Raw genomic sequence first — 13,896 nt, forward strand, 5'->3', positions numbered from 1 at the left:
TTGATCTTGGTGGCTCGGCGGCACGCGGATAGGGTGCAGCCATGAGCTATATGAGCGGACGGACCGAGCGGCTGCTGCCGGCACGGTCCGTATGGACCACCTCCATGGTCTGGTGGCATGCCGGCTTCTACGCCGCGCTGGCCAGCGTGTCCTATTTCGCCCTGTTCGGCGACGAGCGCTATTCCGGGACGCCCCTGGTCATTGGTGCGCTGGTGCTCCTCGGGGCCGCGTACCCGTTCCTGACCCGGACCAGGGATCTCCGGACACTGCGGCCCACTATCTACGTGGCACTGCTGGTGGCGGTGGTGGTGTTCCTGTCCTTTGTGTACGACGGCGCCGGGGTCCTGCTGTTTGTGGCCTTCCCGCAGGTCTGGATGTTCACGTCCTCGCAGCGCCAGGGCGTGGCAGCCACCGCCGTACTCTGCGTCGGAGTGGCCGTTGGCCAGATCAGCCGCTGGGGACTTGCCGGCACGGAGGTCTACGGCATCACGGCCCAGTTGGTGACCTCGTTTGTGGCCAGCTGCATGATCGGACTCTGGATCTCGAAAGTCATTGAGCAAAGCGAACAGCGTGCCGAGCTGCTGGCCGAGCTCGAGGCCACGCGCTACGAACTGAACAACGCCGAGCAGGCACGCGGTGCATTGGCTGAGCGTGAGCGGATGGCACGGGAAATCCACGACACGCTGGCCCAGGGGTTCACGTCCATCGCCATGCTCTCCGAAGCGGCGCAGGCCCAGCTCAGGGCGCAACCGGAAGCCCCGGCAGGCCTGGTGCGCAGCCTCACCGCAATCTCGCGGACCGCCCAGGAGGCACTCAACAACGTCCGCAGGCATTCCGGAGCCACGGCCGCGGAGGTACTGATGGATATCCCTGCCGGCGGCCCGCCGTTGCTCCGGCTGACCGTCACGGACAACGGGCAGGGCTTTGACGTCTCGGCGGATCACCAGGGGTTCGGCCTGAAGTCGATGGCTGCCCGGCTGGACGAAATCGGTGGCCGGCTGCAGGTCACTTCCGCGCCGGGCGCCACCCGGCTGGTGGCGGTGGTCCCCACCGAGGCCCTCGGGCCCGGCGGCACGGACGCCGAGCCAGGGACCCGCGGTACGGACGCACCCCTGCCCGGAGCCGTGACATGAGCCTCCTGGAAACTGTGACAGTTGTCCTCGCCGATGACCACCCCGTGGTCCGGGGCGGCCTCGCGGCGCTCCTGGCTACCGCGGACGGCATCAAAGTGGTGGCCGCCGCGGCCAACGGCCAGGAGGCTGTGGACGCCGTAAGCCGGCTGCGCCCCGCCGTCGTACTGATGGACCTGCGGATGCCCGTCCTTGACGGCGCCGACGCCACCGCGCAGATCCGGGACCGGTTTCCCGACACCAAGGTGCTGGTGCTGACCACGTACGACGACGACTCAGACATCATGCGCGCAGTGGAGTCCGGGGCGGTGGGCTATCTCCTGAAGGACACGGCCGGGGACCGCATCATCGAGGCCGTGCGCGCTGCCGCGCGCGGTGAGACGGTTCTCGCCCTGCCGGTGGCGGCACGCCTGGTCTCGCGGATGCGCGCGCCTGAACTGCCCCGGCTGACCGCCCGGGAGGTGGAGGTCCTTCGCTGCGTGGCGCAGGGCTTGAGCAATCCCGAGGTGGCCACGGCGCTCCACATTGCCGAAGCGACGGTCAAGACCCACCTGCTGCGGGTCTTCAACAAACTGGATGTGGACGACAGGACCCGTGCCGTGGTCCTTGCCATGGAACGGGGCCTTTTGTAACCGGTTTGTGTCGTAACGCACACCGCCGACTACAATCTAGTTGAGCTCAGCGTGGCGCTCTGCCTGTAAACCTTCACACCAGGATTTGAGCCGAGACATGAAAATTGGAATTCTTACCAGCGGTGGCGACTGCCCCGGACTGAACGCTGTCATCCGCGGAGCCGTCCTCAAGGGCATCGCCATCCACGGCCACGAATTCGTGGGCTTCCTGGACGGCTGGCGGGGCGTCGTCGAAGGCGACATCATCGACATCCCCCGCAGCATGGTCCGCGGCATCGCCAAGCAGGGTGGCACCATCCTGGGCACCTCCCGCACCAACCCCTTTGAAAACGGCGGCGGGCCGGAGGTCATCAAGGCCCACATGGACCGCCTCGGCATCGACGCCATCATCGCTATAGGCGGCGAAGGGACCCTCGCGGCCGCGAAACGCCTTACCGACGTCGGTCTCAAGATCGTGGGCGTCCCCAAGACCGTGGACAACGATCTTGACGCCACCGACTACACGTTCGGTTTTGATACGGCCGTCCAGATCGCCACCGAGGCCATCGACCGGCTCCGGACCACGGGCGAGTCCCACCACCGCTGCATGATCGCCGAGGTCATGGGCCGCCACGTTGGCTGGATTGCCCTGCACGCCGGCATGGCCGCCGGCGCCCACGCCATCCTGATCCCCGAGCAGAAGGTCAGCATCGAGCAGATCACCGAATGGGTCCAGGAAGCCCATGACCGTGGCCGCGCCCCGTTGATTGTTGTTGCCGAGGGCTTTGTTCCGGACCACATGGAATCCCCGCACTCCGAGCGCGGCCTGGACACGTTCGGCCGGCCCCGTCTGGGCGGCATCGCGGACCAGCTCGCCCCCGAGATCGAAGCCCGCACCGGCATCGAGACCCGTGCCACGATCCTGGGGCACATCCAGCGCGGCGGCGTCCCGTCCGCGTTCGACCGTGTGCTCGCCACCCGCCTGGGCATGGCCGCAATCGACTCCGTGGTGGAGGGCTACTGGGGCACCATGGTGGCCCTCAAGGGCACCGACATTGTACACGTGAGCTTCGACAAGGCCCTGGGCCAGCTGAAGACCGTACCGCAGAACCGCTACGACGAGGCTGCGGTCCTGTTCGGCTAAGCCCGATCAGCGCGAACGGACACTTGAGGCCCCTCCGCTGTGGGGCCGCAAGTGTCCGTTCGCGCTTCCCTGTGCTGGGTAGGCTGGGGATATGACTCTTGACCCCGGTTCCGCCGCCATCATCCAGCTCGCTTGGGCCCGGCATTTGGGGCTCGACGACGGCGCTTTCGCTGCGTCGCTGACTTCCGGCGAGCGGATGGTCAGGGCCGACGACGCTGCAGAGACTGTGGAGTTCGTCAGGCTGTTCGGCAGCTCGGCACTGGTGGGGCCTCAATGGGTCATTGACGCCGCAGCAGGAATTCCGGACGAGGAGATGGCGCATCATGTGACCCTCCTGACCCTCACCCGGTCCCACGGAGGCCACGGCCTGGGCTCGGCGGCGTTGTTCTTCGCCGACGACCTGCCCCTGCGCCAGCCCTCCGAAGAGCTCACCGTGTCCCATGGAAATCCGGAGGCGATCGAGCTGGAAGGCCTGTGCCCGCCGGACGACGTCAACGAAGTGCACCTGTCAGAACTTGAGAACCGGTTCACGATCCTCCACGAGATGGACGGGCTGCGTGTTCCGGTGGCCTGCGGCGCCTACGGGGAATGGGAAGGACTTCTCGCGCAAATGGGAGTCCTGGTGGACCCCGAGTGGCGGCGCCGCGGGCTGGGATCCGTGGCCGCATCCATCGCTGCCCACGAGGCCCTCGCTGCGGGCCTCACCATCCAGTGGCGCGCCGAGGTCAGCAACACCGGCGCCGTCGCCCTGGCACGGCAGCTGGGCCTGTCCGCCGGCGGCATCCAGACCAGCGTGCACCTCGGCTGACGCCGCCTAGGACGACCGGGTGGCGTCCTCTACTGCCGGAGCCGCCGGCTGAGCGCTCCAGCCCGCCACGGCCTTGGGCTTGGCGAAGAACAGTGCCACGGCAGCGCCCACCAGGATCACACCGGCAGGAAGCAGGATGGACTGGCCCATCGCCGTCGAGAATCCCTCATGGAGCGCCTCAGGCAACAGTCCGGAGAATTCCATTCCGCCCGCCCCGGGAGCTTGGGCGGGAAGCTCGGCGGCCAGGCGCGACTGGATGAGCACGGCGATGGCCGCACTGCCCAGTACCGCGCCGATCTGGCGTGTGGTGTTGTAAACCCCGGAGCCTGCCCCAGCTTGGCGCGGCGGCAGATTGCGCGTAGCCGTGGAGCTCAGTGGCGCCCAGATGCCGGCATTCGCGAACCCCAGGACAGCACTGGGCAGGAGGAAGAGCAGGATGGGGGTATCCGGGTGCATCAGAGCCGAGTTCCAGAACAGCGCCACAGCCATCAGGATTAGCCCGCCGGCAGTGATGTACTTCGGATCGACCCGGTCGATGATTTTGCCCACGACGGGCGCCAGGCCACCGGAGATGAGTGCCATGGGAACCATCATGAGTGCCGACTCGGTGGGGGACATGCCCCGCACCAGCTGGTAGTAGAAGATGAGCGGCAGCGCGAAGGCGGTGACGGTGAAGCCAACGGTGGTGATCCCGATGTTTGCCAAGGAGAAATTGCGGTCCCGGAACAGGCCCAGCGGCAGGAGCGGCTCTCCCTTGTTGAAGCGCTGCCAGAGAATGAACGCCCCAAGCACCACCAAGCCCGTGATGATGAGACCCCAGACACTGATGGGGCCCACGATGGTCGCCCAGTTGTACGTCTCGCCTTCCTGGATGCCGAACACCAGGAGGAACAGCCCGACGGCGCTGAGTAGCACGCCCGGGATGTCGAACTTATGGGGGTGCGTGCTGAGGGTGGGAACGAACCGCCAGGCGAGGATAAATCCAACGATGCCGACCGGCACGTTGATGAAGAAGATCCATTCCCAGCCGAGGCTGTCCACGAGCAGGCCGCCCAGGATTGGACCCACGAGCGTTGCCAGGCCCGCGGTGGCGCCCCACAGGCCCATGGCGGCGCCCCTGCGGTCCGGCGGGAAGATCCTGGTGATCACCGCCATGGTCTGCGGCGTCATGATGGCGGCGCCCAGACCCTGGAAGATCCGCGCGGTGATCAGCGTCTGGACGTCACCGGCCAGCCCGCACCAGAGGGAAGCGAGCGTAAAGACCACGAGGCCGGAGAGGTAGAGCTTCTTGGGTCCGAAGCGGTCGCCGAGCCGGCCAGTGATCAGCAGCGGCACGGCGTAGGCCAGCAGGTAGGCGCTGGTCACCCAGATCACGGCGTTGATGTCCGTTCCCAGCCCCTCCATGATGCTGGGGTTGGCCACCGACACGATGGTGGTGTCGATCAGGATCATAAAGAACCCGATCACCAGCGACCAGAGGGCAGGCCAAGGCCGCGCTACATTTTCCAAGTCTCAGTTCCCCAGCAGATCGAGGATGTCCGTGCGGGCGAACATCTGCGCGGCAGCCCGGGCGGAGGGGCTGCCGGCGTCAGGATCTGCACCGGCAGCCAGCAACACGCGGGACACGTCCGTGTACCCCTTGAATGCAGCACCGGCCAAGGGGGTCTGGCCGCGGTCGTTGGCCGTATTGGCCTCGCCGCCGTGTTCCAGGATCAGCTGTACCGTCTCCGCGTGCCCGTGGTAGGCGGCCAGCATCAGCAGCGAATCGCCGGCCGAGTTGGTCATGGTGGCCGGAGCCCCGGCGTCCAGATACGTGCGCAGGAGTCCGGTGTCCCCCTCCCTGGCAGCCTGGAAGAGCCGGTGGGCCAGTGCCACGGCCTCGTCGTCGGGCGTTGAGGTGTCGGTTTTGGCGTCGCCGGGCGAATCGGCGCCGAGTGCGGTGTTCTCGGTCATCAGCGGGTCCCCCTCAGGAATCCAGTCTGGCGGCCCACTACCTGGCCGGCGTCGGGAGCAACAATTACTTCCTGGGCAGCGATGTACGGCTCCTCGCCGTCCAGCACGGTCAGCATTTCATCCGGTGCGACGCACCGCTTGATGACGGCCAACGCCACCGGGCCCATTTCATAGTGCTGGGCAACGGACGTCACTGTCCCGACCTTCCGCTCGCCGAGCATGACCTGGCTGCCGGGCGCGGGCATGGTGTGCTGCGACCCGTCCAGCTGCAGGAACACCAGGCGCCGCGGCGGATGGCCCAGGTTGTGGACGCGGGCGATGGTCTCCTGACCTTTGTAGCAGCCCTTCGACAGGTGCACGGCGGTGCGGAGGAGGTCCAGTTCGTGCGGAATGGTTTTGTCGTCGGTTTCGGCGCCCAGCCTGGGGCGCCACGCAGCGATGCGGAGGGCTTCGGCCGCCATAACACCGGCGAGCGGGCGGTCTGCCAAGGTTTCCTCGAGTTCAGCGGCCGGCACCAGGTACTCGATCCAGGGCCGCTCCAGCCCCGGGTGACCTTCTTCCGCAACCACGGCATAGGAGTAACCGCCGGCGCCGACGTGCGGCCAGGGATCCCGCCAGGCCAGCAGTCCGGACCACTCCTCCACAGCCTTTGTGGACCCGAGCACGGCCCAGTCGGCGGAGACGTCGGTGACCTCGACGCGCAGCATGAACTTCATTTTGTTCAGCCACTCAGCCAACGGTGCCGCCTCGGCGGCCTCAACAATCAGCCAGGTGGTCCCGCCGTCGTCCACTACGCGGGCGTCAAACTCGATCCGGCCCTGGACACTCAACAACAGCAACTCGCTGGCCTCCCCCGGCTGCAGGCCGGTGACCTGTTGGGAAGACAGGGTGTTCAGCCAGCTCAGCCTGTCCGGACCGCTGACGGTCACAACGCCGCGGTGGGAAAGGTCGACGACGGCGGTACCGGCTGCGAGGGCGCGCTGCTCGCGCAGCGGCTCACCGTAGTGGGATGCGACGCCGGCGTCCGCGCCGGTGGCCTCGACGGCGCCAGGGCGCAACAGTAGGGGGCTGGGAGTAGTCATACTGGGGGAACGTCCTTAGGTCGGTGGGTATTCCGGTCTCCGCACGGTGATCGAGCCTTGGGGCCACGACCGCTGGGTTCCCTGGCCGTGGAACCGCTCTGGCGAGGGCCCCGGCCCGAGCTTGCGAGGTTAGGGAGCCGGTGCGGCCTTGCGAGGTTAGGGGGCGGTTGGAGGGCGGTATTCCGGGTTTTCGAAATCGAAGCGTGTTCCGGCTTTCCATTCTTCAGGAAGATTGCCGTACGCGGGAATCCCGCCGGCGTCCTTGAGCATCCGGGCGAAATGCAGCAGGTTCCAGGTCATAAACGTAGTGTTGCGGTTGGTGAAATCGGATTCGGGGCCGCCGGAGCCTTCGTCCAGGTAGCTCGGGCCGGGACCCACCGGGCCGATCCAGCCGGCGTCGGCCTGCGGCGGGATGGTGAAGCCGACGTGCTGCAGGCTGTACAGCACGTTCATGGAACAGTGCTTGATGCCGTCCTCGTTGCCGGTGATCAGGCAGCCACCGACTTTGGGGTAGAACACCCACTGGCCCTTGGGGTTGAGTTCCCCCGAATGGGCGTAGAGCCGTTCGATCAGCTTCTTGGTCTGGGAGGAGTTGTCACCCAGCCAGATCGGCCCGGCCACCACCACAATGTCGGCCTCTTCAACAGCAGGGTACAGTTCCGGCCACTCATCGGAGGGCCAGCCGTGCTCGGTCATGTCGGGGTAAACACCGCTGGCGATGTCGTGATCGACAGTCCTGATCACACGGGTGCTGACGCCCTGCTTCTCCATGATGAGGCGGCTGACGTTGATCAGGCCCTCGGTGTTGCTGATCTCCGGCGACCGTTTAAGGGTGCCGTTGAAGAACACAGCCTTCAGGTCGCTGTAATCAGTGGAGTCCTGCGGTGCAGCCATGATGCTCCTCGATTCACTCGTGGGTGAAGCCCAGGATGCCAAGTCTACTGAGAGTCGGTGACGCGGCAGGGCGTCAGGAAACCTTTTTCAGGAACGCCGAGGCGTGCGCTTCGAGACCCTTGCCGGGCTGCGATGTTCCGCCTGTAGCCACGTCCCAGCGCCAGAGCAGGTTGCCGTCCACCAGACCGAAGATCCGGGTGGCCGCGCTGTAGTCCTTGGAATGGCTGCCGCGCATCACCATGTCGGTGGTGAGCTGGATCTGCGGGCCCTTGATCTGCCCGTAGTAGAGCTCAGAGATCCCGCCGGGATGTGAGATGGACACCGAGATATCGAAGCCGCCGTCTTTATTGCGCAACGCTTCGACTTCGTCGGCGCTCTTGAGGGCGGGAACAATATCGGCCGGAATCAGGCCCGGTCCGCCGTCGGCATCAAGCTGTTTGCGCTCCAGAGCCCAAAAACCGGTCTCAACTGTCAGCGGCCGCAGGCGCGTGCCGTCGTCGTCAGTTAACCAGCTCTCCGCGCGGTACTGAAGGTATGGCAGCCCGTTGTGGGTGAAGGACACACGCTGGAGAAAGTGCTCCGAGTCCTCGTCCCCACTTCCGAGCCGGCCGCTGCCTTCCCACTCACCAATGAGCCAGGAAAGCGGAACAAGTTCGGGTGTCAGGTCTGTAGGAATTTCTATCGGCACGACAATTACCTCAGGAAAATGCTAGCTCGTCGAACGGGTTTACTTCTGGCCTTTGAAGAGGCGGTAAACCACAAAGCCGGCGAACCAGGCCATGGACAGGCTGGCGATGCCGAGCAGGACGAGGAAGAAGATTTCAAATGCAAGTACGGACATGATGCCATCCTAACCGGTTAGTAGATGAGTAGTTTGTCTATGAAGTAAGCCAGGGAACCCACGGCCGAAACCGGTGCAAGCCCCATGCTAACCGCAGCCAGAAGATTCAGCGGACCGCCGCGGAGTGTTACGAGGCGGCGGAAGCTGACCAGCACGGCGCCCACCACAACACCGAAGATCGCCGCCGGCAGGACAGCAATGTCGGAGAAGACCAGGCCAGCGAGCGGCCCGGCAAGTCCTGCCATCACGAGGCCGAAGGGCGCCACGATGCTGTCCGGCCAGCGGATCAGGCCGGCCAACAGTGCCACAGCAGCGCTGATGGCTGCCACCAGGAGCATCTCGCGGACGCCGTTGAAGCGCGCGCCGGCGATCCAACCTGCTCCCAGGCATGAGAGGAGAACACCGGCGCAGCATCCCAGGGTGGATTCAAGCCGTTGGGCCTGGCCGGTGCCTCGGATGAGCTGCACCACAAACACGGCCATCATGCCCAGCGCCATGAACGCAGGCGTCCAGTCCAGGAAACCCGGGGCAGGGACGAATCCGGCAGCGAGCGCCGAACCGACGCCGGGCAGCGCAATGACGGCAGCCAGGGTCTTCTTCGCCGGGATGCGGAGGAAATGCGGCCAGCCGATGCCGACCGCCACGGCAATCACCGCGGCGACGCCGATAAGTGCCTCGCGTGAGATGTAGACGCCGGCGATGATCGCCACGAGACCCGCCACGCCAACAACACCGATGACCCAGGAACCCAGTGACTTTGCCGGGGCCTGCACCTCGGCGGTCATCGGGGACCCGGCCGGCCGGTTCGCGGCGGCTTCGACTCTGCACTCAATTCGTGGCATCCCATTCTGGCTGTGGACCCGGCGGCTCTGCCTTCGGTGTCAGGGCGTTCTGCCCCACGGCTCAATCCTGCCTTATATGACCCGGATATGTCGCAAAACGAAGGTTTGCCGGGGCGAAATCCATGCCGTCGCGCGGGCCGGTGGGTATACTCAAAGTTCAGCTACGCTTCCTGCCACGGATGCCGGCCGGATAGATCCTTACTCGGCCAAGTCCGCTGCAGTCAGATAGTACCGGCCGGTGAAAACCCGGTTCAGTCGCCCAAAGATGCGCGGACGCCCCTTGGAGGAACAATGTCGCACATCCTGCTATTGACGAACAGCACCGGTTCTTCGGTAGACATTCTGCCTGCCCTGGAATTGCTGAACCACCGCGTGCACATCCTCGCCGCGGAACCCACAGCCCTGCTGGAGACCGATCCCTGCGATATTGTGCTTCTCGACGCCCGCAAGGACCTGGTGGGCGCCCGCTCCCTCACCCAGCTGCTCAAGGCCACTGGTCTGAGCGCACCCTTGGTCCTGATCCTCACCGAGGGCGGTATGGCCGCTGTTTCTTCGGCCTGGGCCGTGGATGACATCGTGCTCGATTCAGCCGGTCCCGCCGAAGTGGAAGCCCGCATCAGGCTTTCCGTGGCGCGGGCAGTGCCGGACAAGGATGACGCCCCCACGGAGATCCGCGCGGCAGGCGTGGTCATCGATGAAGCGAGCTACACTGCCCGCGTGAACGGCGCCCCGCTGAACCTGACGTTCAAGGAATTCGAACTCCTCAAATACCTGGCCCAGCACCCCGGCCGCGTCTTCACCCGCCAGCAACTGCTCACCGAGGTGTGGGGCTATGACTACTACGGCGGCACGCGCACCGTGGATGTCCACGTCCGGCGGCTGCGGGCCAAGCTCGGCGCGGACCACGAAAACCTGATCAGCACGGTCCGGAACGTCGGCTACCGCCTGACCCTGGTGCGGCAGCAGGAAGACGAACTGACCGAAGCCTGACACCGCTAAGACAGCAACAGCCCCGGACCACTGGTCCGGGGCTGTTGCTGTCTTAGTGAAGCTGGATTTGTGGAGGACATACGGGTCGAACGTATCGAGGCCACCCCACTGGTGGATCCCCCTCGTCCCCACCGTTACCGGCGGGTGAGATATCGACTATACGTGCCTGCCCCAGGTGCCATCAAATCGGAGCGCCTTCCGGCCGGGGCGTATAGCCTAGCCTCATGAGTCCTGCGCACCCGGAAAAATGGCCCGTCCTTATCGTCCACAGCAGTGTAGAAGAACAGCTGCTGAAGGACTGCGTGGCGCTCCTCGCAGCTGCCGAGGAGTCTGACGGCAACCCCTCGCTTTCCGAGCAAACGGTGGTGACGCTCCGCGCCGGGGACTCTGCAGAGCATTCCCTCCTGACCCTGGCGCTCTACGCGCCGGACGAGGACTCCGATCCCTCCTCCGGCCAGGACCTGGCCGGGTTTGCCGTTGTTGTGGAGGATCCGGACGGCAGCGGAGTGCTGGAAATTGCCGTCCACCCCAGCTACCGCAACCAGGGCGTGGCGGACCGGCTTGTCGGCGCACTCCAGTCGGGGCGAGGCCTGGATGGGCTGAAGGCCTGGTCCCACGGCAACCACGAGGCAGCCGCGGACCTCGCCGCCCGCTACGGCTACGGTCCAGTGCGCGAACTCTGGAAGATGAGGCTGACCACCGCCACGGCAGAACTGCCCGACGTCGGCCTACCGGATGGCGTCACGCTCCGCCCCTTTGCGCCGGGCAAGGACGAGGACCGCTGGCTGGCTGCGAACCGCGCCGCGTTTGCCCACCACCCCGAGCAGGGCTCGATGTCCCGCGCGGACCTGGATGCCCGGATGGCCGAGGACTGGTTTGACCCTGCCGGTTTCCTGTTGGCCGTGGACGCCGAGGACCGGTTGCTGGGCTTCCACTGGACCAAGGTGCATCCGCGCCGCGGCGCCCACCCGGCGATTGGCGAGGTCTACGCGGTGGGCGTCACACCGGCCGCGCAGGGTATGGGCCTGGGTAAAGCCCTCACTGTGGCTGGCATCAGGCATCTGCAAGGCCTGGGGCTTCACGCCGTCATGCTCTATACGGATGCCGACAACACCGCTGCCGTTTCCCTCTACCGGGGCCTGGGCTTCACACGCTGGGATATGGACGTGATGTACGGACCGCTGGCCTCCGTTTAGTGGCACCCGGGTGAGTTAGCCCACTCGTGTGGCTAGCGGCTTCGGGTGGCCCGAAATCTAGGGCTTGTGGACGCTGATTGATTGTAAGGTTGGTAAAGAACCGCGCCGGCCGAGTGCCAGCATCAAGCGCCAGGTAAGAGGAGAGACCATGAAACCGGAACCCGCCGGAACAGTCACGTCCGAGGGCGCGTCAGTGCCGGTGCGCGCGCGCTTCGGCTCATCCGAAGTCCCTGCCTCGCGTGCAACGCAGGACCGGATCGACATCCCCGAGTTTGCGCCCAACCTTGTGCCCGAAGGGGACATCCGGCCGGACCGTTTCCTGGACCGCGAGCTCAGCTGGCTGGCTTTCAACTCCCGCGTCCTGGAACTCGCCGAAGATCCCACGCTCCACCTCCTGGAACGCGTGGCTTTCCTGTCCATCTTCGCGTCCAACCTGGACGAGTTCTTCATGGTCCGGGTGGCAGGCCTGAAGCGGCGCATCGCCACCAACCTCGCCGTGCCCTCCCCTGCCGGCCTCAGCCCTGTTGAGGTGCTGGAGAAGATCGGCGACGAAGCCCACCGCCTCCAGCAGCGCCATGCCCAGGTCTACGCAGAGCAGATCCGCCCCGCCCTGGCCTATGAGCACATCCACCTGATGCATTGGGATGAACTGGACGACGCCGCCAAGCAGCAGCTCAGTGCCATGTTCGCCGAAAAGGTCTTCCCGATCCTGACGCCGCTGGCCGTGGACCCGGCCCACCCGTTCCCGTACATTTCGGGGCTCTCCCTGAACCTGGCAGTGGTGGTGCGCAACCCCGTCAGTGACAAGGAACTTTTCGCCCGCCTCAAGGTTCCGGACCAGCTTCCCCGCCTGATCTCCATCGATGGTCCGCGGGCCGGGGCCGTGGCGGGACGCGTGGCGCGCTTCATCGCGCTTGAGGAAGTCATCGCCGTCCACCTGGACAAGCTCTTCGCCGGCATGGAAGTCCTGGAACACCACATCTTCCGCGTCACCCGGAACGAGGACCTCGAAGTGGAAGAGGACGACGCCGAGAACCTCCTGCAGGCGCTGGAGAAGGAACTGCTGCGCCGCCGGTTCGGCCCGCCCGTCCGCCTCGAGGTCACCCACGACATCAACCCGAACATCCGGGCCCTGCTCATCCGTGAGCTCGGAGTGGACGAGTCCGAGGTGTACTCGCTTCCGGCTCCGTTGGACCTCCGCGGACTGTCCGTCATTGCCGGAATTGACCGTGCCGACCTTCATTACCCCAAGCACATGCCGCACACGTCCCGGTTCCTGAACGAGTCCGAGACGTCCAAGGCCGCCAACGTTTTCTCGGCCATGCGCCGCCGCGACATCCTGCTCCACCACCCGTACGACTCGTTCTCCACCTCGGTTCAGGCGTTCCTGGAACAGGCGGCCGCGGACCCCAAGGTCCAGGCCATCAAGCAGACCCTGTACCGGACGTCGGGCGACTCCCCCATCGTTGACGCCCTGATCGATGCCGCCGAGGCCGGCAAACAGGTGCTGGCCCTCGTGGAGATCAAGGCCCGGTTCGACGAGCAGGCCAACATCTCCTGGGCCCGCAAGCTGGAACAGGCGGGCGTCCACGTGGTCTACGGCATCGTGGGCCTGAAAACCCACTGCAAGCTGTCGCTGGTGGTCCGCCAGGAAGTGGACGGGCTGCGCCGCTACTGCCACATCGGCACCGGCAACTACCACCCCCGCACGGCCCGCTACTACGAGGACCTTGGCCTGCTGACCGCCAACGACCAGGTGGGCGAGGACCTTTCCAAACTGTTCAACCAGCTCTCCGGCTATGCGCCGAAGTCCACGTTCAAGCGGCTCCTGGTTGCTCCCCGCTCCGTCCGCTCCGGGCTGATCGACCGCATCGAGACCGAGATCCGCAACGCCCGGGCCGGACTGGCCGCCAGGGTGCAGATCAAGGTCAACTCCATGGTGGATGAAGCCATCATCGACTCCCTTTACCGCGCGTCCCAGGCCGGCGTGATGGTGGACGTCATTGTGCGCGGCATCTGCTCGCTGCGTCCCGGCGTTCCGGGCCTCAGCGACAACATCACCGTGCGCTCCGTGCTGGGCCGATTCCTGGAACACTCCCGGGTGTTCGCCTTTGCCAACGGCGGCGATCCTGTGGTTTACATCGGCTCGGCGGACATGATGCACCGGAACCTGGACCGCAGGGTCGAGGCCCTGGTCCAGTTGTCCAATCCCGACGACATCAGCTACGTCCTTAACCTGCTGCGCCGCTACATGGATCCGGAGACAGCCAGCTGGCATCTGGATAACGCGGGCATGTGGAACCGGCACCACATTGCCGACGACGGCAGCCACCTCGACGACATCCAGTCCTGGCTGCTGGCGTCGCGCACACGCCAGCGCAGCCTGAGCCGGCGGTAGGGCTACG

General features: G+C 65.7%; 13 protein-coding genes. 7 read left to right on the forward strand and 6 right to left on the reverse strand.

The window, feature by feature from the left end; translation table 11 throughout:
* Positions 1-41: 41 nt before the first annotated feature.
* The 4 genes from NG701_RS18280 to NG701_RS18295 all read left to right on the forward strand — a co-directional run bounded on the left by NG701_RS18280 (position 42) and on the right by NG701_RS18295 (position 3,693).
* Positions 42-1,133, forward strand: coding sequence for a sensor histidine kinase (locus NG701_RS18280; RefSeq protein ID WP_252569555.1), 1,092 nt, complete (start codon positions 42-44; stop codon positions 1,131-1,133).
* Positions 1,130-1,762, forward strand: a complete 633-nt coding sequence (locus tag NG701_RS18285) for a response regulator (RefSeq protein WP_252569558.1) — start codon at positions 1,130-1,132, stop codon at positions 1,760-1,762. The genes NG701_RS18280 and NG701_RS18285 overlap by 4 nt, the downstream gene beginning before the upstream one ends.
* A gap of 97 nt (positions 1,763-1,859) precedes the next feature.
* Positions 1,860-2,885 carry an ATP-dependent 6-phosphofructokinase gene (locus tag NG701_RS18290; RefSeq protein WP_252569560.1) on the forward strand — a complete coding sequence of 342 codons (1,026 nt, stop codon included), beginning with the start codon at positions 1,860-1,862 and terminating at the stop codon, positions 2,883-2,885.
* A 91-nt stretch (positions 2,886-2,976) separates the two neighbouring features.
* Positions 2,977-3,693 carry a GNAT family N-acetyltransferase gene (locus tag NG701_RS18295; protein WP_252569563.1) on the forward strand — a complete coding sequence of 239 codons (717 nt, stop codon included), beginning with the start codon at positions 2,977-2,979 and terminating at the stop codon, positions 3,691-3,693.
* Between the two features lie 6 nt (positions 3,694-3,699).
* Here NG701_RS18295 and NG701_RS18300 read toward each other — a convergent pair whose 3' ends face one another.
* From NG701_RS18300 to NG701_RS18325, 6 genes are all read right to left on the reverse strand, one after another.
* Positions 3,700-5,202: a DHA2 family efflux MFS transporter permease subunit gene (locus tag NG701_RS18300; protein WP_252569565.1), complete on the reverse strand. Its 1,503-nt coding sequence runs from the start codon at positions 5,200-5,202 to the stop codon at positions 3,700-3,702.
* A gap of 3 nt (positions 5,203-5,205) precedes the next feature.
* Complete coding sequence (locus NG701_RS18305; RefSeq protein ID WP_252569567.1) at positions 5,206-5,646, reverse strand: ankyrin repeat domain-containing protein; 441 nt, start codon at positions 5,644-5,646, stop codon at positions 5,206-5,208.
* Positions 5,646-6,728, reverse strand: coding sequence for a CAF17-like 4Fe-4S cluster assembly/insertion protein YgfZ (gene ygfZ / locus NG701_RS18310; protein ID WP_252569570.1), 1,083 nt, complete (start codon positions 6,726-6,728; stop codon positions 5,646-5,648). Before ygfZ ends, NG701_RS18305 begins: the two co-directional genes overlap by 1 nt.
* A gap of 156 nt (positions 6,729-6,884) precedes the next feature.
* Positions 6,885-7,622, reverse strand: coding sequence for a flavodoxin family protein (locus tag NG701_RS18315; RefSeq protein WP_252569573.1), 738 nt, complete (start codon positions 7,620-7,622; stop codon positions 6,885-6,887).
* Between the two features lie 73 nt (positions 7,623-7,695).
* Entirely contained in the window at positions 7,696-8,310 is a 615-nt protein-coding gene (locus NG701_RS18320) for a nitrobindin family protein (RefSeq protein WP_252569576.1), read from the reverse strand.
* 170 nt (positions 8,311-8,480) lie between these two features.
* A complete protein-coding gene (locus NG701_RS18325; protein WP_252570547.1) occupies positions 8,481-9,248 on the reverse strand; it encodes a permease in 768 nt (255 codons plus the stop codon).
* 348 nt (positions 9,249-9,596) lie between these two features.
* Here NG701_RS18325 and NG701_RS18330 point away from each other — a divergent pair, with 348 nt between their 5' ends.
* The 3 genes from NG701_RS18330 (at position 9,597) to NG701_RS18340 (ending at position 13,889) form a co-directional block, all read left to right on the forward strand.
* A complete protein-coding gene (locus NG701_RS18330; RefSeq protein ID WP_056344481.1) occupies positions 9,597-10,295 on the forward strand; it encodes a winged helix-turn-helix transcriptional regulator in 699 nt (232 codons plus the stop codon).
* Between the two features lie 224 nt (positions 10,296-10,519).
* The gene (mshD, locus tag NG701_RS18335) at positions 10,520-11,491 is read left to right on the forward strand and encodes a mycothiol synthase (RefSeq protein WP_252569579.1); all 972 of its coding nucleotides are present in this window, start codon (positions 10,520-10,522) and stop codon (positions 11,489-11,491) included.
* A gap of 148 nt (positions 11,492-11,639) precedes the next feature.
* Positions 11,640-13,889: an RNA degradosome polyphosphate kinase gene (locus NG701_RS18340; protein WP_252569581.1), complete on the forward strand. Its 2,250-nt coding sequence runs from the start codon at positions 11,640-11,642 to the stop codon at positions 13,887-13,889.
* Positions 13,890-13,896 lie beyond the last annotated feature (7 nt).

It is taken from the genome of Pseudarthrobacter cellobiosi, from assembly GCF_023913815.1.
Classification (GTDB): Bacteria; Actinomycetota; Actinomycetes; order Actinomycetales; family Micrococcaceae; genus Arthrobacter; species Arthrobacter cellobiosi.

What these genes read in the sequence shown, in the direction of transcription:
- NG701_RS18305 (WP_252569567.1), bottom strand. Translation starts at nt 5,646, where the DNA reads ATGACCGAGAACACCGCACTCGGCGCCGATTCGCCCGGCGACGCCAAA.
- NG701_RS18290 (WP_252569560.1), top strand. Translation starts at nt 1,860, where the DNA reads ATGAAAATTGGAATTCTTACCAGCGGTGGCGACTGCCCCGGACTGAAC.
- NG701_RS18315 (WP_252569573.1), bottom strand. Translation starts at nt 7,622, where the DNA reads ATGGCTGCACCGCAGGACTCCACTGATTACAGCGACCTGAAGGCTGTG.
- NG701_RS18285 (WP_252569558.1), top strand. Translation starts at nt 1,130, where the DNA reads ATGAGCCTCCTGGAAACTGTGACAGTTGTCCTCGCCGATGACCACCCC.
- NG701_RS18295 (WP_252569563.1), top strand. Translation starts at nt 2,977, where the DNA reads ATGACTCTTGACCCCGGTTCCGCCGCCATCATCCAGCTCGCTTGGGCC.
- NG701_RS18340 (WP_252569581.1), top strand. Translation starts at nt 11,640, where the DNA reads ATGAAACCGGAACCCGCCGGAACAGTCACGTCCGAGGGCGCGTCAGTG.
- NG701_RS18330 (WP_056344481.1), top strand. Translation starts at nt 9,597, where the DNA reads ATGTCGCACATCCTGCTATTGACGAACAGCACCGGTTCTTCGGTAGAC.
- ygfZ (WP_252569570.1), bottom strand. Translation starts at nt 6,728, where the DNA reads ATGACTACTCCCAGCCCCCTACTGTTGCGCCCTGGCGCCGTCGAGGCC.
- NG701_RS18280 (WP_252569555.1), top strand. Translation starts at nt 42, where the DNA reads ATGAGCTATATGAGCGGACGGACCGAGCGGCTGCTGCCGGCACGGTCC.
- mshD (WP_252569579.1), top strand. Translation starts at nt 10,520, where the DNA reads ATGAGTCCTGCGCACCCGGAAAAATGGCCCGTCCTTATCGTCCACAGC.
- NG701_RS18325 (WP_252570547.1), bottom strand. Translation starts at nt 9,248, where the DNA reads ATGACCGCCGAGGTGCAGGCCCCGGCAAAGTCACTGGGTTCCTGGGTC.